The sequence below is a fragment of the Williamsia sp. 1138 genome, assembly GCF_002095435.2.
In the GTDB taxonomy this organism is placed as follows: Bacteria; Actinomycetota; Actinomycetes; order Mycobacteriales; family Mycobacteriaceae; genus Williamsia.
On record NZ_MJEJ02000030.1, the window covers coordinates 1 to 23,417 of the forward strand.

Annotated in this window: 23 protein-coding genes; 10 read left to right on the plus strand and 13 right to left on the minus strand. The window is 64.5% G+C overall.

Features of this window, described 5'->3' with window-relative positions; all coding sequences use genetic code 11:
* Window positions 1–75: 75 nt before the first annotated feature.
* The 3 genes from BH683_RS04970 to BH683_RS04980 form a co-directional block, all read right to left on the minus strand.
* Window positions 76–1,791 carry a transposase gene (locus BH683_RS04970; RefSeq protein ID WP_210405139.1) on the minus strand — a complete coding sequence of 572 codons (1,716 nt, stop codon included), beginning with the start codon at window positions 1,789–1,791 and terminating at the stop codon, window positions 76–78.
* Between the two features lie 132 nt (window positions 1,792–1,923).
* Window positions 1,924–3,237, minus strand: a complete 1,314-nt coding sequence (locus tag BH683_RS04975; protein WP_084835173.1) for an Ig-like domain-containing protein — start codon at window positions 3,235–3,237, stop codon at window positions 1,924–1,926.
* A 78-nt stretch (window positions 3,238–3,315) separates the two neighbouring features.
* Window positions 3,316–4,395: a UDP-N-acetylmuramate dehydrogenase gene (locus BH683_RS04980; protein WP_094647262.1), complete on the minus strand. Its 1,080-nt coding sequence runs from the start codon at window positions 4,393–4,395 to the stop codon at window positions 3,316–3,318.
* On the opposite strand from BH683_RS04980, the gene BH683_RS04985 reads away from it, so the two are divergent.
* The 5 genes from BH683_RS04985 (at window position 4,394) to BH683_RS05005 (ending at window position 8,566) form a co-directional block, all read left to right on the plus strand.
* Window positions 4,394–4,894, plus strand: coding sequence for a DUF2505 domain-containing protein (locus BH683_RS04985; protein ID WP_084835174.1), 501 nt, complete (start codon window positions 4,394–4,396; stop codon window positions 4,892–4,894). The two genes, BH683_RS04980 and BH683_RS04985, sit on opposite strands and share 2 nt — an antisense overlap.
* A 54-nt stretch (window positions 4,895–4,948) precedes the next feature.
* A complete protein-coding gene (locus BH683_RS04990; protein ID WP_084835175.1) occupies window positions 4,949–5,458 on the plus strand; it encodes a DUF2505 domain-containing protein in 510 nt (169 codons plus the stop codon).
* A 43-nt stretch (window positions 5,459–5,501) separates the two neighbouring features.
* Window positions 5,502–6,254: a class I SAM-dependent methyltransferase gene (locus BH683_RS04995; protein ID WP_084835256.1), complete on the plus strand. Its 753-nt coding sequence runs from the start codon at window positions 5,502–5,504 to the stop codon at window positions 6,252–6,254.
* A gap of 250 nt (window positions 6,255–6,504) precedes the next feature.
* Window positions 6,505–7,335: a carbon-nitrogen hydrolase family protein gene (locus tag BH683_RS05000; RefSeq protein ID WP_084835176.1), complete on the plus strand. Its 831-nt coding sequence runs from the start codon at window positions 6,505–6,507 to the stop codon at window positions 7,333–7,335.
* Between the two features lie 46 nt (window positions 7,336–7,381).
* Window positions 7,382–8,566, plus strand: a complete 1,185-nt coding sequence (locus BH683_RS05005; protein WP_084835177.1) for an LmeA family phospholipid-binding protein — start codon at window positions 7,382–7,384, stop codon at window positions 8,564–8,566.
* 110 nt (window positions 8,567–8,676) lie between these two features.
* Here the strand turns inward: BH683_RS05005 and purU are convergent, their stop codons facing one another.
* On the minus strand, window positions 8,677–9,564 hold the full coding sequence (gene purU / locus BH683_RS05010; RefSeq protein ID WP_084835178.1) for a formyltetrahydrofolate deformylase: 888 nt from the start codon (window positions 9,562–9,564) through the stop codon (window positions 8,677–8,679).
* Between the two features lie 27 nt (window positions 9,565–9,591).
* Here purU and deoC point away from each other — a divergent pair, with 27 nt between their 5' ends.
* Entirely contained in the window at window positions 9,592–10,293 is a 702-nt protein-coding gene (deoC, locus tag BH683_RS05015; RefSeq protein WP_084835179.1) for a deoxyribose-phosphate aldolase, read from the plus strand.
* Between the two features lie 7 nt (window positions 10,294–10,300).
* Here the strand turns inward: deoC and BH683_RS05020 are convergent, their stop codons facing one another.
* From BH683_RS05020 to BH683_RS05050, 7 genes are all read right to left on the minus strand, one after another.
* Window positions 10,301–11,227 carry an alpha/beta hydrolase gene (locus BH683_RS05020; RefSeq protein WP_084835180.1) on the minus strand — a complete coding sequence of 309 codons (927 nt, stop codon included), beginning with the start codon at window positions 11,225–11,227 and terminating at the stop codon, window positions 10,301–10,303.
* Window positions 11,227–12,276 carry an alpha/beta hydrolase gene (locus BH683_RS05025; protein ID WP_084835181.1) on the minus strand — a complete coding sequence of 350 codons (1,050 nt, stop codon included), beginning with the start codon at window positions 12,274–12,276 and terminating at the stop codon, window positions 11,227–11,229. The genes BH683_RS05020 and BH683_RS05025 overlap by 1 nt, the downstream gene beginning before the upstream one ends.
* A gap of 23 nt (window positions 12,277–12,299) precedes the next feature.
* Complete coding sequence (locus tag BH683_RS05030; RefSeq protein WP_084835182.1) at window positions 12,300–13,064, minus strand: MerR family transcriptional regulator; 765 nt, start codon at window positions 13,062–13,064, stop codon at window positions 12,300–12,302.
* A gap of 94 nt (window positions 13,065–13,158) precedes the next feature.
* Window positions 13,159–13,470 carry a DUF2516 family protein gene (locus tag BH683_RS05035; protein ID WP_084835183.1) on the minus strand — a complete coding sequence of 104 codons (312 nt, stop codon included), beginning with the start codon at window positions 13,468–13,470 and terminating at the stop codon, window positions 13,159–13,161.
* A gap of 85 nt (window positions 13,471–13,555) precedes the next feature.
* Window positions 13,556–14,290, minus strand: a complete 735-nt coding sequence (locus tag BH683_RS05040; RefSeq protein ID WP_084835184.1) for a heparin-binding hemagglutinin — start codon at window positions 14,288–14,290, stop codon at window positions 13,556–13,558.
* Window positions 14,277–14,780: a helix-turn-helix domain-containing protein gene (locus tag BH683_RS05045; RefSeq protein WP_084835185.1), complete on the minus strand. Its 504-nt coding sequence runs from the start codon at window positions 14,778–14,780 to the stop codon at window positions 14,277–14,279. Before BH683_RS05045 ends, BH683_RS05040 begins: the two co-directional genes overlap by 14 nt.
* Before the next feature lie 106 nt (window positions 14,781–14,886).
* Window positions 14,887–16,275, minus strand: coding sequence for a DUF445 family protein (locus BH683_RS05050; RefSeq protein WP_084835186.1), 1,389 nt, complete (start codon window positions 16,273–16,275; stop codon window positions 14,887–14,889).
* A 92-nt stretch (window positions 16,276–16,367) separates the two neighbouring features.
* On the opposite strand from BH683_RS05050, the gene BH683_RS05055 reads away from it, so the two are divergent.
* The 4 genes from BH683_RS05055 (at window position 16,368) to BH683_RS05070 (ending at window position 19,923) form a co-directional block, all read left to right on the plus strand.
* Window positions 16,368–17,219: a TetR/AcrR family transcriptional regulator gene (locus BH683_RS05055; RefSeq protein WP_246833199.1), complete on the plus strand. Its 852-nt coding sequence runs from the start codon at window positions 16,368–16,370 to the stop codon at window positions 17,217–17,219.
* 74 nt (window positions 17,220–17,293) lie between these two features.
* On the plus strand, window positions 17,294–18,133 hold the full coding sequence (locus tag BH683_RS05060) for an SDR family NAD(P)-dependent oxidoreductase (protein WP_084835188.1): 840 nt from the start codon (window positions 17,294–17,296) through the stop codon (window positions 18,131–18,133).
* A gap of 565 nt (window positions 18,134–18,698) precedes the next feature.
* On the plus strand, window positions 18,699–19,409 hold the full coding sequence (locus BH683_RS05065; RefSeq protein WP_084835189.1) for a hypothetical protein: 711 nt from the start codon (window positions 18,699–18,701) through the stop codon (window positions 19,407–19,409).
* A gap of 190 nt (window positions 19,410–19,599) precedes the next feature.
* Entirely contained in the window at window positions 19,600–19,923 is a 324-nt protein-coding gene (locus BH683_RS05070; RefSeq protein WP_084835190.1) for a putative quinol monooxygenase, read from the plus strand.
* Window positions 19,924–20,004: 81 nt separating this feature from the next.
* On the opposite strand, the gene metE is transcribed toward BH683_RS05070, so the two are convergent.
* Window positions 20,005–22,308 (minus strand): 5-methyltetrahydropteroyltriglutamate--homocysteine S-methyltransferase, encoded by a 2,304-nt coding sequence (metE, locus tag BH683_RS05075; protein ID WP_084835191.1) that lies wholly within the window; start codon window positions 22,306–22,308, stop codon window positions 20,005–20,007.
* A gap of 13 nt (window positions 22,309–22,321) precedes the next feature.
* On the minus strand, window positions 22,322–23,215 hold the full coding sequence (locus tag BH683_RS05080; RefSeq protein ID WP_084835192.1) for a 3-hydroxybutyryl-CoA dehydrogenase: 894 nt from the start codon (window positions 23,213–23,215) through the stop codon (window positions 22,322–22,324).
* Between the last annotated feature and the right edge of the window lie 202 nt (window positions 23,216–23,417).

Below are 23,417 nucleotides of genomic sequence, written 5' to 3' on the forward strand. Positions count from 1 at the left end.
TTCTGGGTGTGGGTCTGTGGCGATGGGCTGCCGTTGGTGGTGAGTTGGCGGGCTGGGGCTTTTGGCCCCGGCCTTTCAGGCCGTTCCTGGGGTGAGGTGTCCGCCTCTGATGGCTTTGAAGAGGTTGTGTACGAGGGCGTGAAACGCGAACTCGGCTGTGGCTCTGTCTAATCCACGGCTGGTGAACCGCCGGAACCCGAGGTTGTGTTTGGCGTGTCCGAACGGGGTTTCAGCGATGTGACCGCGTTGGGCATAGAGGGCGTGGCCTTCGGGTGTGGCCAAGCGGTGTCTCATGGCCTCGATGGGGGTGGCCCCAGGCGGTGGAGGTCCTGTGGTGGGCTGCTCGCGGGCGGTTTTGTTGATACGCCGCGCTTTACCGATGGCGATCAACCGGTCCGGCCCTTGACTGGTCAGGTTCTCGTTGGAGAGGTAGCCGGCGTCGGCGAGGAACACTCCAATTCCCGCGGCATCGCCCTCTGGTGCTGAGGTGGGTCGGTGGTTGGCGATGTCGTCGGCGGCGGCCACTGCTTTGTCGAGCATCGCGGCGAACGCGACGACATCGGCGGGGTTGTTGCCGACGCCGGTCGCCAAGAACAGTCCATCGGAGCTGGTCACGGCCTGGCAGTTGAACCCTTGAATCCAGCCCCCGCCGCGCAGCATCATCAGCCTCGACTCGGGGTCGGTGATGTTGCGTTTGGGATCGGTCAACGTGCGCGGGTGCGTGGCTGCGGCCCGCCGATCAGCCTCCTTACGTGCAGCGGCGTCACGGGTTCGGGTGCCCTCGGCGGCCTGGCGGGCGACCCGCTCGGCAGTGGCCCGCTCCAGCGTGTTTCGCGCGCGCACGACGTCGTAGTGGTCGTCGACCGGCACCGGTCGCGGGCCGGGCTGCCCAGGCCGCCACCGGTCGATCTTGGCCTGTTGGGCAGCGCGTATGCGCTCCAGATTCGCGGTGTGGACCTCGACCCGGATTTCAGTGGGCACCCGGGCTGAACGAGAGCCCGGTGGGTGCTGTTCACGCCACCGCGCGACCTTCTCGGCGCGGGCCTGGCGGGCCTGCTCGGCCGCCGCCTCCCGCGCCTGAGCACGCTCATCGGCGGCGTTGTTCTCGGCGGCCTGCTTGGTGTTGTGGTCCTGCAGATCAGCCAGCGCTGCGGCGATCCGCGCAGACCTCGACCGGGGATCGACCAGATCGCCGGGCACCTCATCACCGCGATCATCGGCGCCGAACATCTCGTCTTCGGCGGCATCGACATCGGCATGCTCGGATGCGGCGCGGGCCGCTTGCGCGGCCATCGCCGCCCGCAGACCGTCTTCGGTGCGGTTGGCGCTCATCGAGGCATTCGAGGCGATCTTGACCCCGTCGAGAGCAACGACCCCGATATTGACCATCCCCAGCCGTGCGCACAACACCAGGACCTGCGCAAACAGGTCTTCAACTGCAGTGGCGCAGTCGGCGCGGAACCTCGAGATCGTCACATGATCAGGTGCATCACCAGCACAGATGATGCGATAAGCGATATCGCGGTGGCACAGCCGCTCGAGCTGGCGTGAAGAACGTTGCCCGTGGGCCCAGCCCCAGATCAGCAGGGTCAGCAACATGTCCGGGTCATACCCGGCCCGCCCCACCCCGCCGGTCTTGCGTTGGGCGTGCAACACGCTGGTATCGAGCGAGGCGACGGTCTCGATCACCAACCACACCGGATCCGAATCGGGCAACCAGTCCCGCATACTCGGCGGCAACAGAAAGTACTGATCACGATCCACTGGACGATAACCCTTGGCCACCAACATATTATCGCCCATAAACCACCACAAACCGGCTAGACAAGCCGACGCCGAACCGGCAAACTACGTTCAAATTGCAACAGCCCGAGATATCCCTCGGACACTCGATACGGGGCCGAATGTGGTGAAGCGGGTCGGTCAGCCGACCGGAGTCTGCCGAGAACCCGAGTTCTGCGGTGTCGTCGGGATACCCGAGACATCCGGAGCGTCCTTCGGTGTCGCCGGAGCCGACTTCACCTCAGGCTCGCCGGCAAGCGCCGACATCGACTTCCAGGTCTCCCAGTCGTAGATCCAGTCATAGATGTCGCCGTCGGCCTCCGACAGCGGGATGCGAGTGTTGGTGACCTCCACCGGATCGCCGTACATCGCGGTCCCGAAGTACTGCTCGGCATTCTCCAGGGAGAGGTTGATGCAGCCGTTGGTGACGTTCGACGAGCCCTGGACGCCAACGGTGTCCGGGTTGGCGTGGATGAACTCGCCGTTGTTGGAGATACGCACGGCGTAGCGCTCGCGGACGTTGAAGTAGCCGGCCGCGGGATTGCTCATGTAGAAATCTTCGTGCTTCTCGCTGACGACATGGATGCCCGACCGCGTGACGTTGCGGTCGAGGTCGCCCTCGCCGTAGCTGCACGGCAGGGTCATCAGCGTGTTGCCGTCGTTCTGCACCACGATCTGGTGGGAGTCGGCGTCCGCGAGCACGACCTGATTGCGGCCGATCACGAAGTCGCTGGTGACGTCGGCCTCTCCGTAGTATCCGTCGCCGTGGTCGAGGCCGTACAGCTTCGCGACCATCGAGACCTTGGTGCCCGGCTGGTAGTACTCCTTGGTTCGCCAGTGGACGCGCGATCCGCCGTCTTCCCCGAGCCATGCCCAGCTGCCCTCGGTCTCGGGCGTCGTGGTGACCTTGAGGGCCTGCTCCACGGCCTTCTTGTCATTGACGACTTCGTCGAACGTCAGGATGAGCGGCGTCGCGACACCGACTTCCTGGCCATCGGCGAGATTGACCACGAGCCCGATCTGGTTCTCCGGGGTCACGGTGGCGAAGGTGCCCGCGAGCGGGACCGCACGACGATCGTTTCCCATCGCAGAACCCGACCAGGTGTACTGACCGCCGTAGCCGAGCGGCTCGGTGACGGTGAAGGTCTTGCGGTCCTCCGACATCGCGCCCGTCACGACGCGGCCGTTGGCATTCGTCAATTGCACGTCCGGATTCAGCACGCCGTCGGTGACCTTGACCGACACCTCGACTATCGGCGAGGCATCGGTGGTGTCGAGCGGCGGGCTGTAGGTCACGGTGGCATCAGGATCCGACGGTGCCTTGCTCGCGTCGGCCGCGTCACCGGACTTGTTGTCGCTGCTGCAGGCCGCTGCGGTCACTCCGGCCGCGCCGACGGCGAGAGCCGTGAGGGCCGATCGCCTGGACAGCACAAGGCGGTCACGGTATTCACTCATGCACGAAACATTACCTGTAGCTCGGGGGTCCAATCCTCCACGAAGCCCGCCACAGGGCCCACCACCAGCGCAGCAGCGTCAGAGGGTGCATCCCACCAGCACAGGTTCGGGTTCCAGCCACAACCCGAACCGTTCGTGAACTCCGTCACGAACCCGCTTCGCGAGCTCGACGATGTCCTCCGCACGAGCCTCGCCCCTGTTCGTGATCGCCAGCGAATGCTTGGTCGACAGGCGCGCCGGTGCACCGGAGTCCGGAAATCCCCTGGCGAAACCGGCGCGCTCGATCAGCCAGCCTGCCGACAATTTGACGCCCAGATCGGCCGGGAACTGTGGGACCGTCGCCTCTGCTCCGAGCTCCTCGACGATCCTGGTCAACACGGTCGGGAGATGCTCTTGGGGCACAATCGGATTGGTGAAGAAGGAGCCGACGCTCCACGTGTCGTGGTCGTCGGCGTCCAGCACCATGCCCTTGCCCGAACGCAGCGCGAGCACCGCCGCGCGGACGTCTGCCGCCGGCGCCCGCTCCCCCTCGGCCACGTCCAGCGCCCCGGCCAGTTCGCGGTATCTGATCGGTTCGCTCAGACCGTCCTCGTGCAGCCGGAACGACACCCGTACCACCAGTTCGTCGTTGCGACGTTTGAGCCGGCTCGTGCGATAACCGAGTTCGAGGTCGCCGGCGTCCACCCAGTTCAGGCCACCCGAACGGCGATCGAGGATCTGCACCGACCGCAACAACGACCCGACCTCGACGCCGTACGCCCCGACATTCTGCACCGGGGTCGCGCCCGCCGCGCCCGGGATCCCGGACAGGCACTCGAGGCCACCGAATCCCCGCTCGATGCTCTCGGCGACCAGATCGTCCCAGTTCACGCCGGCCCCGGCGGTCACGTGGTCCGATCGCCAATCGGTCTCGGTGTTCGCGATCTGCACTACGGTGCCGTCGAACCCGTCGTCGCTGATCACCAGGTTCGATCCCCCACCGACCAGCAGCACCGGGGTCCCTGCCGCGTCCAGATCAGCCACGGTCTCGATCAGCGAGTCGGCGTCGGTGCAGCGGATGAAGTTCTTCGCGGGACCACCGACCCGCAAGGTGGTGATCTGCGACAGCGGCAGCGAGTTGTCATGTATGACCACCCCGCAACGGTAGCCTGCATTCATGGCGACCAAGCTTCGGCATTCCCTCGACTTTTCCTGTCCCCCGGCTCAGTTCACCGCGGCGATCACCTCGGAGCAGTATTGGCACGATCTGGTCGCCAATGTCGCGGCCGATGTATCCGAACTCGAGTCGTTCACCGCGACCGACGACGAGGTCCGGATCGTCCTGCAGCAGCGCGTCCCCGAGAAGAATCTCCCATCGGTCGTCACCAAGATTCGCAAGGGTGACCTCGAGATCGCGCGCACGGTGGTGTGGTCTGTGACCGGAGGCGAGGTCAGCAACGGCACCTTTTCCGCGGTCGTCACCGGCGCCCCCGCCAAGGTCAACGGCATTCAGACCCTCGTTGCCACCGCCACCGGGGCGCAGGTGATCTTCGACGGATCGGTCGAGGTGTCGATTCCCTTCGTCGGCGGAAAGATCGAGAAGCAGATCGCGAAAGAGGTGCAGGCGCTGATCGACGCCGAGCGCGACTACACGATCACCTGGATCGGACAGCAGTGAGCAGACACCAGGTGCCTCCGGAGTGAGCGTTCCTGGCACGTTAGGCTTTGCCCCATGGCACGCCGTCTGTCCTACTCAGCCCGTTACCACCATCCCGCCGAGAAGGTCTATCGAGCACTCTCGATGCGGGAGTTCTGGGACGCGCAGATGGAAGAGTTCCGGAAGCTGACGCCGCAATCCGAGATCGAGACCTACACGGTGGACGCCAACGGCATCGACGTGGTCCTCAAGCAGGTGCTGCCACGCACCGAGCTGCCGGCGATCGCGCAGACGGTGATGTCGAAGGACATGATCATCACCCGCAACGAAGCGCTGGGCCCGTTCGATCCGGAGAACACCAAGGGCACGTACACCGCGTCGATCCCGGCGGGTCCCGGCAGTCTGACCGGGACGCAGGAACTCTTCCCCACCGACACGGGTTGCACCATCCGGCGCACCACCGAGGTCAAGGTCTTCATCCCGTTCATCAACGGCAAGCTCGAGCAGATGATGCTGGTGAACCTGGTCGACCTGTTCCGCGGTGAGGCGGAGTTCACCTCAGGGTGGATCGACGCCAACCTCTGACGGGCCTGTCCGCTCGCGCGCGGCCGGCCGTCCCGACGGCACGATCACGCGCGGCACCACGGGTATCAACCGACTTCGGCGGATAGACCGCTGGATCACCCACCACAGCGAGATCGTGGCGGTGCTGTCCGCCGCCGCGACGCCGCTGGCCGTCGACCTCGGATACGGCGCCCGTCCCGACACCGCCATCGAATTGGCAGCCCGGTTGCGGGCCAAGGTGCCCGCCGTCCAGTTGGTCGGCCTCGAGATCGACCCTGCGCGTGTGGTGCCTGCGCAGGCAGGAGTCCGGTTCGCGGTGGGGGGCTTCGAGCTGGCGGGACTGCGACCCCACCTCGTCCGGGCGTTCAACGTGTTGCGGCAGTACGACGAATCCCAGGTGCCGGCCGCCTGGTCGCGGATGCAACGGCACCTGGCGCCCGGCGGCTTCATCGTCGAGGGCACCTGCGACGAACTCGGCCGTCGCTGCTGCTGGATCCTGCTCGACGAACACCGTCCGCTGACGTTCACGCTCGCCTGGGATCCGCTGCACAGCCGGCGGCCGTCGGATCTGGCCGAACGCCTGCCGAAAGCGCTGATCCATCGCAATGTCCCCGGCGAGCCCGTCCACCAGTTGATCCGCACCCTGGACCGCTGCTGGGACGTCGCGGCCCCGTTGGCGCCCTTCGGTCCGCGCCAGCGATGGCTCCGCACGCTGGAGTTGTTGCCCGACAACGGCATCTACCCGATACCCGACAGGCGCCGACACCGCGACAATGTCCTGACCGTCCCGTGGGAACAGGTCGCCCCGACCTCGTGACCCCCGCCGAGCGGGCCCTTTTAGACATCGACCGTGCCGTTCCAGACATCGAGCGGGCCGTTCCAGACATCGAGCGGGCCCTTTTAGACATCGACCGGGCCGGCCACGTTGACGACGGCCCAGTCGGCGTCGTTAAAGGCACGATCGGCGTCGTTAAAGGCACGATCGGCGTCGGTAAGAGCCCGCTCGGCGTCGGTAAGGGCACGATCGGCGTCGGGAAAGGCACGATGAACGGTCGTAGGGTGGTGGCATGCGCATCGCCTTGGCCCAGATCTCCAGCGGCACCGACCCCGACGAGAACAGTGCGCTGGTTGCCGAACAGACCTCTGCTGCGGCCGCATTGGGTGCCGAACTGGTGATTTTTCCCGAGGCGACCATGTGCCGCTTCGGGGTGAAGCTCGGGCCGATCGCACAGCCGCTCGATGGAGCGTGGGCACAGGCGGTCGGTCAGATCGCCGCCGACAACGCGGTGTCCGTGGTCGCGGGGATGTTCACCCCCGGCGACGGCGGACGGGTGCGGAACACCCTCGTGATCGCAGGCCCCCACGGGGCGATCTCCGGTTACGACAAGATCCACCTCTACGACGCGTTCGGGTTCGAGGAGTCTCGCACCGTGCAGGCGGGCGACCGGGCGCACTCCTTCCGGGTCGGTGACGTCACGGTCGGTGCCGCCACCTGCTACGACATCCGATTTCCGATGCTGTTCACGGCGCTTGCCGATGGCGGTGCCACCCTCGTCGTGGTCCCGGCATCGTGGGGCAGCGGTCCGGGCAAGCTCGAGCAGTGGCGGACGCTCGCGGCCGCACGGGCCCTCGACAGCGGGTGCTTTGTCGCAGCGGTCGGGCAAGCCGTCCCGGGCGACCCCGAGGTCGCGGGGTCTGCCGCGCCCACCGGTATCGGACATTCCATCCTGGCCGGCCCGTTCGGCACGGTGCACACAGAGTTGGGCGACCACCCAGAGCTCGCGGTTCTCGACCTCGACTTCGGTGAGGTCGAGCGCGCCCGGGCCTCTATCGCGGTGTTGTCCAACAGGCGGGACGTGAATTCCGCGGCCATGACCTGCGCCGACTCCGATACTTAGCCAACTCTTACCATCTGCGACGTCCTACCGGGCATCATCGACGGTGATGAATAACCGCGAAGATGCCGAATCCAACCCGGCCGGGGGGCCGCCTGAACCAACTGCCGGTCCCGCCGAGGGCTCCGATCTGACCAAGCCGGCAGCTCCTGCCGACCCACCCCCTCCGGATGCGCCGGTTCCCGGGATACCCGAGAATCAGGCGAATGACCCCAGTCCAGCCACGGACCAGTTCGCACCGGTCCCACCCGGCTCGGTGCCTCAGGCCTACACGCAGGAGCGCCACGACACCGCGCAACTCGACGTGCCCCCTGACGAGGTCCACAGGGATGGCTTTGCGCCCTACTCGGGTCCCCCGTCTGACGGGCCACCGCCCGGCGGTGGCGGCCCTGACGGCGGCGGAGTCTCGCCGCAGCGCCCGAAACGGCGGAAGGGCTTGATCGCCGGAGTGGTCGCGCTCAGCATCGTGCTGCTGCTGGTGATCTCGGGCGTCGGCAGCGAGTTGTATCTGCGCAGCAAGGCGAAGGACTGCATGGAGCAGTCGTTCGGCGAGCTCACCGGTGCCTCGACCTCGGTGTCGCTCAGCAAACAGCCCATGCTGTTCCAGTGGGTGTCCGGCAAGATCCCCTATGTCCAGGTCGACACCAGCGACGAGGGTGATTCGGACATGAAGCTGCACGCCAGGGGTGACGACATCACCACCGGCGACAACACCACGACCATCGGTGGGCTCAAAGGCGAGGGCTACGTCCCGTTCGGCCGGATCATGGAGCTGAGCCAGCAGGACACCACCGCACAGCCGACCACACCCACTCCGGATCAGGGTGGCGGACTCACCGGACTCCTCGGTTCGATGGGTGGCGGGATGACCGTCGAGTCGGTCACCGGGAATGCCGCGGCCGGCACGGTCACCCTCAAGGCCAGCTTCTCGTTGCTCGGTATCCCCATCCCGGCCGAGACCGAACTCAAGCCGGTCACGCAGAACGGCAAGCTGACGTTCGAGGTGGTCAAAGCCAGCGCACTGACGCTCGGAATCCCCAACTCGTGGGCCCAGACCCTGGTCGACCAGGTCAGCGCCGGGATGTTCCCGCCGCTGTTCGACGACGTCAGCTTCGACAGGCTGAGCGTCTCCGACAAGGGTGTCGAGTTCGCGTTCTCCGGCAACGACATTGCGTTGACCCAGGAGAATGTCGGCGCCTCGGATTCGAACGCCGAGACCTGCAGCGTCGTCTGACCGCACTGCTCCACCCGTTTTTGCACCGCCCACCCGCTATTGCGGGTGGGCGGTGCGAATTCGGGTGGGCGGGTGATTCTCGAGAGCACCCAGGCTCAGCGGTGGCCGGCTCAGCTGAAGACGACGGTCTTGCGGCCGTGCACCAACACCCGGTCTTCGAGGTGCCAACGCAGGCCCCGGGCCAGCACGAGCTTCTCGATGTCCCGGCCCTGACGCACCATGTCTGCAACCGTGTCCGAGTGATCGACGCGGATGACGTCCTGCTCGATGATCGGTCCAGCGTCGAGCTCACCGGTGACGTAGTGGCAGGTGGCTCCGATGAGCTTCACGCCCCGCTGAAACGCCTGGTGGTAGGGCCTCGCCCCGATGAATGACGGCAAGAAGCTGTGGTGGATGTTGATGGCCTTGCCTGCCCAGTGCTCACACAGGTCCTCGGGAACGATCTGCATGAACCGGGCCAGCACCACCGCGTCCGGGTTGTGGCTGTCCACCAGTTCGCGCAGTTCCTCGAATGCACCGGCCTTGTCGGTGCCGAACGGGATGTGATGGAACGGGACGCCCATCCGCGTGCTGAAGTCTTCGAGGTCGCGGTGATTGCCGATCACGGCGTTGATCTCTGCGGGTAGCTCCCCGCGGTACGAGCGGCCCAGCAGGTCACCGAGACAGTGCCCTTCCTTGCTCACGAGCAGGACGGTCTTCTTCGGAACCGCCGAATCACTCACGCGCCACTCGGTTTCCGGCCCCAATCCGGCCACCACCTCTGCGGCGAAGCGCTCCCGCAATTGCTCGACCGTGACGGACACCGAGTCCGCACGCACCGCCTGGCGCGTGAAGAACCAGCCGGTGTCGGGGTCCGAGTGGTAAGCGGCCTCTACGATCCAGCCCCCGATGTCGGCGAGAAAGCTCGAAATCCTTGCGACGATGCCTGTCGTGTCAGGGCAGCCGAGGGTCAGCACGTACCGGTGGTCGGCACCATTTGCCGGCGAGAGTGTGGTCACAACCAGACAGTGTGCCAAGCTCGGATCATGTCCGACACCGCGCCCGGCCGCAGCGGCCCGCACCTGACCCGTTCAGTGGTCGCCGCCCTGGTCGATCACACGCTGCTCAAACCCGAGGCGACCCGCGCCGACGCCGAGGCGACCGCCGCAGAAGCCGCCGACCTCGGCGTACTCGCGGTCTGCCTGTCGCCGTCGATGCTGCCGATCGACACCGGCGCTCAGCTCACTTGCGTGGTGGCCGGCTTCCCGTCAGGGAAGCACCACTCCTTGATCAAAGCGTCGGAGGCCAAACTCGCGGTCGATTCCGGGGCGCAGGAGATCGACATGGTCATCGATGTCGGCGCCGCGGTGGCCGGCAAGTTCGACGAGGTCTTCGCTGACGTCCTCACCGTTCGCCAGGCGATCGGCAGCGACGTCACCCTCAAGGTCATCATCGAATCGGCGGCCCTGCTGGCGCTCGCGGGGCCGCAGACCGTCACCGATGTCTGCAAGGTCGCGGTCAGGGCAGGCGCCTCGTTTGTCAAGACCTCCACAGGCTTTCATCCAGCAGGTGGTGCCAGTGTCGAGGCCGTCACACTGATGGCCGCGGCGGTGCCCGCCACGGTCGGGGTGAAGGCCAGCGGCGGGATCCGTACCGCGGAATTCGCGGCGGAGCTGATCGCAGCAGGCGCGACGCGACTCGGGCTCTCCGGGTCGCGCGCTGTACTGGAGGGCTTTCCGCAGGCCTGAACGCCGTTCAATGAGGGAGGCGCGCAGTTCGCAACGACCTGACGATGTTGTTGAAGCGATAGGGTTGCTCCCAGTTGAGTAGATGAGTTGCGCCACGCCAGATTTCGTACCGTTCGAGTGATCCTGCAGCACGCAGCCCAGCGGCGACGGGTTCGGCGAGCCGCGGCGGGGTGAGACGGTCTCGGTCTCCCACCACGACCGCAACGGGAACCGGCATGTTCCGCAGACCCGCGCCCACGTCGAGGTCCTCGAGCGCTCGTCCGAGCTTTTCTCTTGTCCGCCAACCGGTCTCCCGCAGGATGGAATCGAGCATCTTGAGCTGTTGGCGGCTGATACCCGGAAAGATGGTGCGTGCCAACGGCAGACCGGTCCGCATCATGAGGTCGCCACCGGGTCGGTGAATGGCGTTGAAGCCCAACCATGCCGTCTCGTACTCGACTCTGCGCACAATCGTGGCGGGTTGGGCCAGTCGGATCGGGGCCTTCGACACCGGCGCGGTGGCCGCGGTACCGGCGAGCATGATCGCCGCGGCGTACCGCGCTGCGCTGTCCGGATACTGGGTGGCCCAGCTCATCACTGTCATGCCGCCCATGCTGTGGCCGACGATCACTGCCCTTTCGCCCTCGGCAAGGGTCGCGGCAAGGACGGCTTCGAGATCCTGACCGAGATGTTCGTTGGTCGTCGGGCCGGTGCCCAGGGTCGAGCGCCCGTGTCCCCGCTGGTCGTAGACGATGACGCGATGATCGCCGGCCAGGCCGTTGATCTGGGGGAACCAGTACTTGGCGTTGACGGCGAACCCGTGGACGAGCACCACCGCGTCGGCGCCCGCCGGTCCATAACTGCAGACCGCGATGGAGGCACCGTCGGAGCGGTCGACGTACAGTCGGTCAACTGGTGCATCCGGGTCCCGCAGCAGCGCCCGACCGCCTGTCATCAGCCGGCGGTTCGGTCCAGCAAGTCGGTGAGCAGAGTGTTGTAACCCTCCGCGTTCTCGATGCTGCTCATATGGCCGATACCGGGCCACACCACGAGATCCTCGAGGTGCCCGCGCCCGCGGAGTACCGCTGCCATCGCGTCGGCGTGGACCTTCGGGGTGAGTTTGTCGTCGGCACCGACCACCACCACGGTCGGGACCACCAGTGCGTCGAGGCCCTCGGTGACCTCGAGGTCGACCATCGCGTTACCCCACTTGCCCCGGGAGCGCCCCGGGCACGCGGCCACCATCTCGTCGACGAAGTCGACGTGCGAGCGACGTGAGGTGGTGTTGAGGGCGATGTACTGGGTCACCTTGCTCGACATCTTGGTTCGCGGCAGATGTACCGTCGCCCCAGCGACGAGTCGCCCCGTGAAGTACTCCATCGGAGAGAGCACCGTGGGTAGATCGAGAGGAATCAGACCGAGGTTCGGCAACAGGTGGTCAGAACAGGTGGACGTCAGCACCACCGCGCGGGCGACCTCGGGCACCGCCTGCGGGAATTGCTTGGCCCAGGACAAGATCGTCATCCCACCCATGCTGTGCCCGGCGACGAGTGCTCGACGCCCCTTCGGTACCACTGCGGTCAACACCGCTTGGAGGTCTTGACCGAGGAGTTCGACACTCAACTTGGTCTTTCCACGTGGGGAGTCGCCGTGGCCGCGCTGGTCGTAGGCGATCACGCGATACCGATGGCCGAACGCGTTGATCTGCGGATACCAGTAGTGCGTGCTGCAGGTCCACCCGTGCACCAGCACCATCAGCTCGCCGTCCGGCGGCCCATAGGCCACCACGTTCAGGGCGGTGCCGTCAGCGGCTCGTACATCGAGGTGTTCCGGCGCCTGTCGGGGCGTCTCCAGCAGCGGATCAGGCTGATCGGCAACAGGATCTGGGGCCAGCAGAGCCGCCCGCAGAATCGAGCCCAGGAACGTTCCGGTGATGGCCGCACCCGCGGCGACCACGCCTGCACCTACCGCTGCCCCACCGACCGCGACCTTCTTCTTGTTCATCGATAACACTTCCCCACCTGGATCTACGGACCGGAACCCGTTGCCTTGCTCGATTTTTCGTCTTCAGCAGCCATCATCAGCTCCGCGCCGCGATCCAGCGCACGCGAGATCTCCGTATCCATCGCCTTGCTGAAGGCGACCTCGACGATGTCATGAGCCATCGGCCGCACGGTCTGCACGAGCTCGGCGAGCCGGATCACCTCGCTCTCCTCCATCTCGAACGGAGCACCCTCGACGAGGTACTTGTCGGTGACGATAGAGACGAAGCTGGCCGCGATGTCCTGGAGGTCGTCCTGGACCCGTTCCCAGCGGTTGAGCAGAACGTCGAGGTCGATACCGGCCTTCACCAGGACCTCGGCCCCGGCGAGCACCTCCGGGTTCGTGACGGCGTAACCCGCGCCCTCTTTGACCAGCAGTCCCAGCCGTTGCCCGAGGGCGATGTTGTTGTCAGTGGCACCGAGACCCTTGCGCAGCTCCGAGATGGTGATGGTTGCCATCCGCCTGAGGTTCTTCCACCGGCTGCCGCGTTTCGGCTCGGCCTCCAGCACGTGTTCGACCTTGAGGCCGTACCGCGCTGCCATCAGCAATTCGCTGATCGTCGCGAAGGTGTAACCCCGCTCGAGCATCTGCGAGATCATCTTGAGTCGGCTCAGGTGTTCCGCGGAGTACCAGCCGGTACGGCCTTTGATCTTGGGTGGCGGAAGCAGACCGCGGTCCTGGTAGACCCTGATGTTGCGGACGCTGACGCCGGAAACATCCGCGAGTTCGTTGATCCGGTATTCAGCCATGCGCTCATTCTAGGTCTGCTCGCCGAGCGTTTGATCGGCGGAAGGGAGTGGAGCCTGCGTGAATGCGCTATTCACCGCCCCTGGAGGGTGGACTTCAGCGCTTCCGAAACCAGGTCTTGTTCTGGATCGAGTCCACCCGCGGCCGTACGTCGACGATGTAGACGATCGTGGCCACGACACCGACGATGCCCAGGATGCCGATGGCGCCGAACAACCAGATGAACAGGGTCGCAGCCGCGAGGATGGACACCCAGATCACCTTCGATTGGCGATCGACCGCCGGGAAGGCGTCCGGCCGTTGCAGTGCGGCATGCACCAACGACACCGCCGCCGCGACCCCGGCGACAACTGTCAGCAGCAGCAGAACAAGACTCTGGGCGTACCCCAAGAATGAGAGAACATTCACGGGTGCAGCCTACTGTCCGGTTCGCGTGTGGCGACAGGCGCGTGTTGGGTTCGCAGCGGCGGAGCCAGTAGCTCGAGTTGACCGATCAGCTGGTGGCCTTCTTGGCCGGAGCCTTCTTGGCGGGAGCCTTCTTGGCCGGAGCCTTGGCGGCGGCGGTCGTCGGGGTGGCCTTCGCCGGTGCCTTCTTGGCCGGAGCCGTGGCCTCGGCGATCTTCTTGGCAGGCGAATCCTTCGACGAACGCGCCTTGCTCTCGACCTTGCCTGCAGCACCGTTGATCGAGTCGGTGGCCTCTTCGGTCGCGTCTTCGATCTTGTCCTGGGCGATGCCCGCGAGCTTGGCAGCGCGCTGGCCGACCGCCCGGGTCTGCGACGAGATGCTGCCGAGGGTGTCCTCGGTCAGATCGACGGCGTCGTTGTAGGCCTTCTCCGCGCGGCTGAGCTGTTCGCCCACGGCCGGAGTGGTGCGCAGACGCTCAACGGTCTCTTCGCCGCGCTCGGCGAGCGAGTTGTAGATGTTGGTCGCGACCTCGATGTAGGCCTCGGCAACCTTGCGCAGCTCCTCGGAGGTGAACTTCGCACGCAGCTCGTCGATGTTCGACGGAACCTCTTCGGGCAGAGCAGAAATGCGCTCGCGAGTCTCTTCGATCCGGGTCTGCGCCGTGGTGCGGGTCTCTTCAAAGCGGGCCTGGGCCTGCTCGGTGGCGGTCTCGGTGCGCTCACGCAGCTGAGCGATCACTTCGTTGACCTGCTTGAAAGCGAGGTCGCCGGCGCCGACGGCGGCGTAGATGGGGTTGGCGAGATTGCGGTCAGACTTGGTCATTGGTTTCCTCCAGGAATTCACGTGGGTTCGATTGTGTTGTGTCCATGTGACTTTCGATCACGGCCCGGTTTTCTTTGCAGAAGGACTCGTAGATCTCGAGCAACACTTGTTTCTGGCGTTCACTGATGACGGTGTCTGCCATCAGCGCGTCGCGCACCGGACTCGCGGGCCTCTCTTCGAGAATCCCGGCCCGTACGTACAGCACCTCGGCCGACACCCGCAGACCCTTGGCGATCTGGGCCAACACATCGGCTGAAGGCTTGCGCAACCCTCGTTCAATTTGGCTGAGGTACGGATTACTGACGCCTGCACGCTCAGCAAGCTGGCGTAGCGACACCTCGGCGCCGATCCGTTGCGATCTGATGAAGCTACCTATGTCCTGGGCAGCAGTGGCGACGTTGGCACTGATGTCCTGGGCGATGTCCTGAGCCGCGTTCGCGACCACAGCCGTCACCGGCTCGTCATCGGGATCAGCTGGCGTTGGAACCATCTCGGTAACTCCTTCAAGCCTCGAATGCCATAGTGCCGACCCGTGCTAGCAATTGCAAGCACTTGAGCTAATTCGTGATCAAGGACACAAACATCGGGGTGTCCTTTTAGTGAAAGAGCAGCACAGAGGCGGTGTAGATGGCCAACCCGGCCAGCGATCCGACCACCGTGCCGTTGATGCGGATGAACTGCAGATCGCGGCCGACCTGCAACTCGATCTTGTTGCTGGTGTCCTCCGCGTCCCAACCACGCACGGTCTCGGTGATCACCGAGATGATCTCCTGCGAGTAGTTCTCCGACACGTGCCTGGCCACCCGGACCATCCAGATGTTCATCTTGTTCTTCAGCACCTCGTCGTCGCGAATCCGCTCGGCAATCTGGATGATCGAGTCCGTCAGCGTGGCCCGAAGTGTCCCGTTCGGGTCGGCGAGGAGCTGCTCGATCAATGCCTTGCCCGCATTCCAGGCGGTCGACGCGGCACCGGTGACCTCATCGCGTTCGAGCAATTCGGACTTGATCGCCTCGAGACGGGCGATGGTGTCCGGGTCGTTCTGCAGGTCATGGGCCAGTTGCACCATCACGCCGGTCATCGCCTGGCGGACCTGGTGATCGGGATCGGTCTTGACCTTGAACGAGAACTCCACGAGTTCGCGGTAGAGCCGGTCTCCCACCAAACTGTTCACGAACTTCGGCGCCCACGCCGGTCCGTCCTTGTCGATCACCCGATCGATCAGGTCCTGGCTACCCAGGGCGAAGTCGTGCGCCCTGTCGCACAGTAGCTGGATGACCGGTTCCAGACGGTTCTCGGAGATGAGCTGTTCCAGGACCCGACCCGCCGGCGGACCCCACTCGGGTTCGGCAGCCCAGCGCATTGCCGAGGTGATCAGCTTCTCGATGTCTTCGTCGTCGAGCATCTCTGCCGCGAAAGCGATACCGCGCGCGGCTTCCTCACCCACCCGAGGCGCGTTCTTGGGGTCGGCGAGCCAGCTGGAGACCCGAGTGGGCAAGGCCAGCTGCGCGACCTTCTCTTCGATGACGTCCGGCGTCATGAAGTTCTCTTCAATGAAACCGCCGAGCTGATCGCCGATCTGATCCTTCTTCTTACGGATCAGGGCCGTGTGTGGGATCGGGATGCCCATCGGGTGCTTGAAGAGGGCTGTGACGGCAAACCAGTCCGCGAGCGCGCCGACCATGCCGGCCTCCGACGCCGCGCGCACATAGCCGACCCAGGCCGCGACGTTCTCGCCGTCGCGGTCTTCGAGCCAGCGGCAGAAGAGGTAGATGACCGCCGCCAACAACAAGAGCCCGGTGGCGACGAGCTTCATCCGGCGCAGCGCGGCCTTTCGTTCGCTGTCCGCGTCGCTGAGCCCGGCGATGTTGCGCTTGGGTGCGGCCGCCCGTGAATCCGGTGCCGCGTGTCGGCCGGCGGGCAACTCCCTGGCCGATGGGTCCGCGTCCAGCCCGGCCGTCGGCCGCGGAGCTTGTGTCGGTTGCATCCATCCAGTGTTACCCAAACCCGGCCGGGAGAACCGTGGGCTCAGTGGTGACCCGCCTCTCGATGCCCTGTCCGAGTGCGAGGGAACATAAGGTGGAAGTCAGTTCGACCACGACCGGCGCTACGAGCAGAAATGACTCCCCCACGATGTCCCCTCGCCCCAATCCGGCCGCCGCCGCCCGCGCTGCGGTGGCCGCCGCCGCCACTGCCGCGAGCAAGGGGGTGTCACTCCCCCAGGCCATCCGTAACCAGGTCGGTGTCGACGACGTCAAGACCGACGGACGTAAGCGGCGGTGGGAAGGCCACAAGGAGGCCCGGCGCACCGAACTCGTCGACGGCACGCTCGCAGCTGTGCGGTCACTCGGCGCCGATGCGGGCATGGACGAGATCGCGTCCGAGATCGGCGTGTCGAAGACCGTTCTCTACCGCTACTTCAGCGACAAGAGCGACCTCACCACTGCCGCGATGATGCGCTTCCTCGAGACCGTGCTCGTGCCGCGACTGGGGAGCGCGATCAACGAAGACGTCGGCGAGTTCGAACTAACACGCATGGTGATCTCGGTGTACGTCCAGACTGTGGCCGACGAACCACACATCTACTCCTTTGTCATGGCCGGCGGATCGGGCACACAGGTCCTCGCGGACTCGCAGAAGCTCGTCGCTCAGATGCTCACGTTCGTGATGATCAACCGGATGGTCGATCAGGGTTCACAGACCGCCGGGGTCGAGACCTGGGCGTACAGCCTCGTCGGCGCGATCCAGCTCGCAGTGCATTGGTGGATGGTCGAACAGCGCCTCGGCAAGGACGAGTTGATCGACTACCTCACGATGATGGTCTGGTCGTCGATCTCGGGCATCGCCGCCGCCGGCGGGTCCGCGGCGTACTTCAACGCGCAAGATCATCCGATGCCGCAACCACCCGAGTCGACCAGACAGACCGACTGAGAGGCCCGAATCCTCATCACGGCAGGATGCCCAGCCGATAGATTGGCGGCCATGGGTAGAAGTGGCGGACAAGAGTGAGCGATACGGGGTCAGTGGCACTGGTGACCGGGGCGAGCCGCGGTGTCGGCAAAGGCGTGGCCACCGCTCTGGGTGGGGCAGGATGGACGGTGTACGTCACGGCCCGCGGTGGCACCGAACCCGATGACCCACTGGGGCAGACCATCTCGGAGATCGAGAATGCCGGCGGCGCTGCGGTCGGGGTGAGTCTTGATCATTCCGACGACGACGCCGTGGCGAAGCTGTTCGGTCAGATTCGCGCGGAGCAGGGTCGTCTCGACCTCCTGGTCAACAACGTGTGGACCTCCCCCAAGGGCTTCGGCGGGTTCAGCGACAAGTTCTGGGAGCGACCCGTTTCCGACTGGGACACCCTCATCACGGTCGGCGTCCGCGCGCACTATGTCGCGTGCGTCGAAGCCGCGAAGATCATGGTGCCCCAGGGCTCCGGGTTGATGGTCAACATCTCGTCGTTCGGAACCCGCGGACACCTCCATTCGGTGCTGTACGGCATGAGCAAAGCGGCACTCGACAAGATGGCCTTCGACATGGCGCACGAACTCGAAGGCACCGGGGTGGCCGCGATCTCGTTGTGGCTCGGACTCATTCAGACGGAGCTGCTGCTCTCACTCGGTATCGAGGAGTTCGCCGGATTCCGTCTCGACGAGGCCGAGCACCCTCAATTCGTCGGCCGCGTCATCGATCGTCTGTGGCGCGATCCGTCGCTGCTCGAGAACAACGGGCACAGTCTCATCACTGCCGAACTCGGCGCTTCCTATGGGCTGACCAACAATGACGGCGGACTACCGAAATCCCATCGAGAGCCCTTCGGCGGCGGCCCGCTGTTCCCCCCGGCCTGAGCGAGATCCGCCGATCCCACAATCTGCTCCACTTCTAGCAATCCGCTCCGGTTCCAGAGCCCTGGAACCGGAGCGGATTACTGAAAGTGGAGCAGACTTTCCGCAGATCAGTACATCCGCCAGCACGTTGTGTCGTGGCAATGCACGGGTCCGAGATCAGATTTTGCGCCGCAACTCAATAGTTCGTTTGGTTTACTTGTGGCGGCCCATGCAACCGGGCAGCCTCCATCTGAATTCGAATATCACGAATACAGGTGTCTAGGATTTTTGAGTTTCGAAGTTGCCACCCGACACCTCTCAAGAATTCTGACATCGTCCAAAGCTGCTCTTGCACAACCTTCTTAGGTGAAATAGCAATTCCAAAAATCGTCTCACGGGACAAGTTTGCGAAGGTGAATTATCAGTTGGTTCACACTGGCAATAAAAGTGAAGTTACGTTCTTGGTCCATCGTTCAGACGTATATTTCCTGGATATTGCCGACAATTTGCATTCAACCGACTGACGTTTGCTACGTTGACTTCTTCAGCACCACAGCATGTCTATTTACTGGAGGTCGATCTTCGCATGAACCGCACCATTCTCCGTACCACCACCGCCGTAGCCGCAGTCAGCGCAGCAGTTCTGTTCTTCCCCGCGGTCGCATCGGCGGCGCCGGTGTCTACTGCGAACTGCGCCGAGGTGTCGACCGGCACCGACGCGAATGGCTGGGGCGTTCCGTTCAACGACGAGGCTGGGCAGGCCGGAACTCATTCTGCGACCAACGTCAACGACGCGGACGGCTCTCTCGAACTGAAGGTCGCTGATGGCAAGACCCGTGCGGTGCTCTACCACTCTGCGGAGAATCTGCCGCTCGCGACACTCGCTGGCGAGCTGTCGTTCGATCATGAAAATGGACCTGCCTTCTGGCAGATTCGCCTGCGCGGCGCCAACACAGGCGTCGACGGCGAAAACGGGTTCGCAACGCTCGTATCCGCCGACGGCGGAACCGCAACAGAAGGCCAGTGGTTCGCGACCAGGAATCTCGGAACGCTGCCCAAGGGCACGCCCTCCACACTAGATGCACTGAAGGTGGCCGCTGGCCCCACCGCAGTGGTCGAGTACTACGGCGTTTCCACCGAAGGTGTGCCTGGCACAACTGCCAACGTTGACAACGTCAAGTTCAACGGCTGCACCACGAACTTCAAGGCAAGCGGCCCGTCGGGCGAGGACACCGGCTCGACCGGCTCACTCGGCGGCTTCGGACTGGCCAGCCTGATCCCGGGTCTGCCCAGCTGACGCTGGTCGACCCTCTCCCTCGGATGCCCCTGCCGATCACGGTGGGGGCATTCGTCTGTCGACATGTCGATTTCCGTCTCATCTTGCGACTCCACTCCATCCTGACCTCAATGCCTGGAGAGTCGTGCTGCTGCGCAACTACGATTTCAGGTGAGCAGGCAGTGGTGGACGAGAAGAATGGAGAAGCGAAGTGATTTTCATCGTGGTCAAGTTCCAGGTGAAGCCCGAGTGGACCGACCGCTGGTTGGACCTCGTCGATCCCTTCACGCAGGCAACCCGCGCCGAGCCGGGCAACAAGTGGTTCGACTGGTCGCGCAGCGTCGATGACCCCAACGAGTTCGTCCTCGTCGAGGCCTTCGAAGACGATGCGGCGGGGCCACACGTCAACAGCGACCACTTCAAGAAGGCGACGCAGGAGGAGATGCCGCAAGCCCTGGTGTCGACGCCACGGATCATCAGCCACACCATCGACGCAGACGACTGGTCGGCGATGGGCGAGATCACCATCGATTGACGGGTAACCCACGAGTTCGCGCCACTTGCGTGCGTACGCGCCTGTTGCACCTGGCGCGTACGCGCGTAGGTGGCGCGAATTTCAGGTGGGCGGGCGAGCCTCGATGCGACGTCGCTGCCGTCGCGCGGCAGCGACCATGTTGCGTAGTGACGGCTCGAGTTGCCAGTAATGCCTGGTCTTGAGGCCACCGTCCGGATTGACCCACAGCCGCTCCGGATCGATCGCGGCTGCGGCGCGCTTGATACGTTCGTCGATCTCGTCGATGTCAGGAATTGCCGCACTACGACTCTCGTATACCCCCGGCCCCACCTCACGTTCGATCGCTGTTCCCGAACTCGTGATCTGATCGAGGACCCAGCCGATGGAGCGGGTCGCCACGATCGACGTCACGTCGGCGTCGAGGGCGTCGAACGCCTCGACCACCGACGCGATGCTCGAGTATCCGATGTGTGTATGAATCTGCGTCTGGGCCTTGGCTCCACCGACGGCAAGCTTGAACGCGTTGACCGCCCAGTCGAGATACCCGGCCCGGCCACGTTCGCGTAGTGGCAGTAATTCCCGGATGGACGGCTCGTCGACCTGGATGATCCGGATGCCCGCCTTCTCGAGATCGACGACTTCATCGCGAACCGCCAGCGCCAGTTGTTCAGCAGTCTCATACAGTGGCTGATCTTGACGCACATAGGATCTCGCCAACATGGTCACCGGTCCGGTCAGGATGCCCTTCACCGGTTTGTCGGTCAACGACTGCGCGTACGTGATCCACTCGACGGTCATCGGACCCGTGCGCTTGATGTCGCCATACAGGATAGGAGGCCGCACACACCGCGATCCGTAGACCTGTACCCAACCGAAATGCGTTGTGACGTATCCGTCCATCAGCTCGGCGAAGTACTCGATCATGTCGTTGCGCTCGACCTCACCGTGCACCAGTACGTCGAGCCCGATGTCTTCTTGCAGGTCGATCACGCGTTTGATCTCGTCGAGCAGCAGTTGCCGGTACTCGTCTGCAGTCAGCCGGCCCTGGCCGTACTCGTACCGCGCCTGGCGGATCTCCGCGGTTTGCGGGAACGAGCCCAGCGTCGAGGTCGGTACCAGTGGTAGTCCGAGAGCCTGCTGTTGCGCCTCGCGTCGGACGTCGTACGGTGCCCGCTCTCGCTGGTCCGCGCGGATCGCGGAGACACGTTGACGCACATCGTGCTTCATCTTGAAGTGCACCGACTTGGGGCGATCCGACCAGTGTTCGGGGGCGCCGTGGGTGACGGCCTTCGCGAGCGCTACGACCTCGCCGACCTTTTGCTTGGCGAACGCGAGCCTGTCCGCGACTTCGCCCGGAATGTCGTACTCGACGAGTAGGTCCACCGGTACGTGGAGCAGGCTGCAGGACGTGGACACCACCACATCCGGGATGACGGCCTTGATGGCGAGCAGGTAGTCGAGCGTGCGCGCCTTGTCGGCCTTCCAGACATTGCGCCCGTTGATGACACCCGCGTACAGACGCTTGCGCGCGAGTCCTGGGATCTTCTCGAGACCGGCCGCGCTGATCGGCTCGGATACCAGATCCAGACCGATTGCGTCGATCTTCGTTCCGGCCAGGATCGGCAGCGCCGCAACGAGATCGCCGTACTGGCCGGTGACGAGCAGACGCGGGCGCTGACTGACGGCGGCCAGCGAGTCATAGACGGTCCCCAGCAGCGCCAGTTCGTCGTCGGTCCGGTCGCTGGTGAAAGCCGGTTCGTCGAGTTGGACGCACTTGGCGCCCTGGGCAGCGAGTTTTTTGAACAGGTGCAGATACGCGGGGATCAGTTCGTCGATCTTGTCTATCGGCGAAAAGCCTTCGGGTGCATCGGGCGCGGCCGCGGAGAGCAGCAGAAGTGAGATCGGGCCGATCACCACCGGACGCAACTCGATGCCCTGCTTCTTGGCCCTGGCGTGCTCGGCCAGCAACGATTCGGCATGCAGCGAGAAGGTGGTGTCCGGGTCGATCTCTGGCTGCCGGTAGTGATAGTTGGTGCCGAATAACTTCACCAACTCCAGCGGCGGAAAGTCCGGTTTGCCGCGAGCCAACGCGAAGTAGAAGTCCAGCGGGTGGAGTTCGGGCTCGAGCGCCGCAAATCGCCTCGGCACGGCGCCGAACATCAGCGCGTTGTCGAGTACGTGATCGTAGAACGAGAAAGTGTTGCCCGGCACCTGTTCGAGTCCGGTCGCGGCGAGTTCCTGCCAGGTGTCGTCTTGCAGATGCCGCCCGATGGCGATCAGCTCTTCCACCGAACCGCCGAGATGCCAGTACTTTTCGAGCGCGCGCTTGAGTTCGCGCCTGGCGCCGATGCGCGGATACCCCAGGATCGAGGACCCGTATTCGATCTTCTCCTCCGGGCCGGTCATGACCTCGCCCGGCTTATCTGCCTGCGCCGGTCTTCGCCGGGCTGTCCGCGTACACGTAGAAGCCGTGGCCGGCTTTCTTGCCCAACCGACCGGCCTCGACCATACGTAGTAGTAGCGGCGGCGGAGAATACAGCGGCTCTTTGAATTCTTCGTACATCTTGTCGGCGATCGCCTTCACGGTGTCGAGGCCGACGAGGTCGCTGAGCTTGAGCGGACCCATCGGGTGTGCGCAGCCGAGCACCATCGCCTTGTCGATGTCTTCGACGGTGGCAAAACCGCTCTCCACCATGCGGATCGCCGAGAGGAGGTAAGGCACCAGCAAGGCGTTGACGACGAATCCGGAGCGGTCCGAGGATCGGACGACCTGCTTGCCGAGGATGTCGTGGGCGAAGGCCTCGGCGCGCGCGGTGACGTCGTCCGAGGTCATCAGCGTGGTGACCAACTCGACAAGCGGCAACACCGGTACGGGGTTGAAGAAGTGCATTCCGACCACACGATGAGCGTTGGCAGTTGCCATGCCCAACTTCATGATGGGAATCGAAGACGTGTTGGAAGCAAGCACGGCATTGGGGTCCGTGACCACCTTGTCGAGCTGTTTGAAGATCTCGGTCTTGACGGCCTCGTCTTCGACCACCGCCTCACACACCATCTGCCGGTCAGCGAAATCGCCCAGATCGGAGGTGAAGCGCAGCCGCCACGATGCCTGTTCCCGCTCACGTTCGGTGAGTTTTCCGCTGCTCACACCGCGATCGAGGGAGCGCAGGATGCGGGACCGTCCAGCGGCTGCCAATTCACGGGTCGTCTCGTACACCAACACGTCGGCGTGCGCCCGGGCACAGACTTCGGCAATGCCTGCGCCCATCTGACCGGCACCGATTATGCCGACCCGCGAAATCTTCTCGCTCACAACAAGCTCCTAAAAACAACGAGCACAACATCTTTGAACAAAGAAGCCAAGAACCGAGATCTTTGAACCGAAAACAACCAACACAAAAAGGTGATGAAGAGGGTAACCCTTGTGGGGTACGCCCAGAACTCACCTGAAACAAGCAGACGGCCCGCAGCGGTGGCTGCGGACCGCCTGACTTGTTCGCTTAAGTCCCGGAGAG

Coding starts and splice junctions, on each gene's coding strand:
- BH683_RS04970 (WP_210405139.1), bottom strand. CDS start 1,791: ATGTTGGTGGCCAAGGGTTATCGTCCAGTGGATCGTGATCAGTACTTT.
- BH683_RS04975 (WP_084835173.1), bottom strand. CDS start 3,237: ATGAGTGAATACCGTGACCGCCTTGTGCTGTCCAGGCGATCGGCCCTC.
- BH683_RS04985 (WP_084835174.1), top strand. CDS start 4,394: ATGGCGACCAAGCTTCGGCATTCCCTCGACTTTTCCTGTCCCCCGGCT.
- BH683_RS04980 (WP_094647262.1), bottom strand. CDS start 4,395: ATGAATGCAGGCTACCGTTGCGGGGTGGTCATACATGACAACTCGCTG.
- BH683_RS04990 (WP_084835175.1), top strand. CDS start 4,949: ATGGCACGCCGTCTGTCCTACTCAGCCCGTTACCACCATCCCGCCGAG.
- BH683_RS05000 (WP_084835176.1), top strand. CDS start 6,505: ATGCGCATCGCCTTGGCCCAGATCTCCAGCGGCACCGACCCCGACGAG.
- BH683_RS05005 (WP_084835177.1), top strand. CDS start 7,382: ATGAATAACCGCGAAGATGCCGAATCCAACCCGGCCGGGGGGCCGCCT.
- deoC (WP_084835179.1), top strand. CDS start 9,592: ATGTCCGACACCGCGCCCGGCCGCAGCGGCCCGCACCTGACCCGTTCA.
- BH683_RS05020 (WP_084835180.1), bottom strand. CDS start 11,227: ATGACAGGCGGTCGGGCGCTGCTGCGGGACCCGGATGCACCAGTTGAC.
- BH683_RS05025 (WP_084835181.1), bottom strand. CDS start 12,276: ATGAACAAGAAGAAGGTCGCGGTCGGTGGGGCAGCGGTAGGTGCAGGC.
- BH683_RS05030 (WP_084835182.1), bottom strand. CDS start 13,064: ATGGCTGAATACCGGATCAACGAACTCGCGGATGTTTCCGGCGTCAGC.
- BH683_RS05040 (WP_084835184.1), bottom strand. CDS start 14,290: ATGACCAAGTCTGACCGCAATCTCGCCAACCCCATCTACGCCGCCGTC.
- BH683_RS05045 (WP_084835185.1), bottom strand. CDS start 14,780: ATGGTTCCAACGCCAGCTGATCCCGATGACGAGCCGGTGACGGCTGTG.
- BH683_RS05050 (WP_084835186.1), bottom strand. CDS start 16,275: ATGCAACCGACACAAGCTCCGCGGCCGACGGCCGGGCTGGACGCGGAC.
- BH683_RS05065 (WP_084835189.1), top strand. CDS start 18,699: ATGAACCGCACCATTCTCCGTACCACCACCGCCGTAGCCGCAGTCAGC.
- metE (WP_084835191.1), bottom strand. CDS start 22,308: ATGACCGGCCCGGAGGAGAAGATCGAATACGGGTCCTCGATCCTGGGG.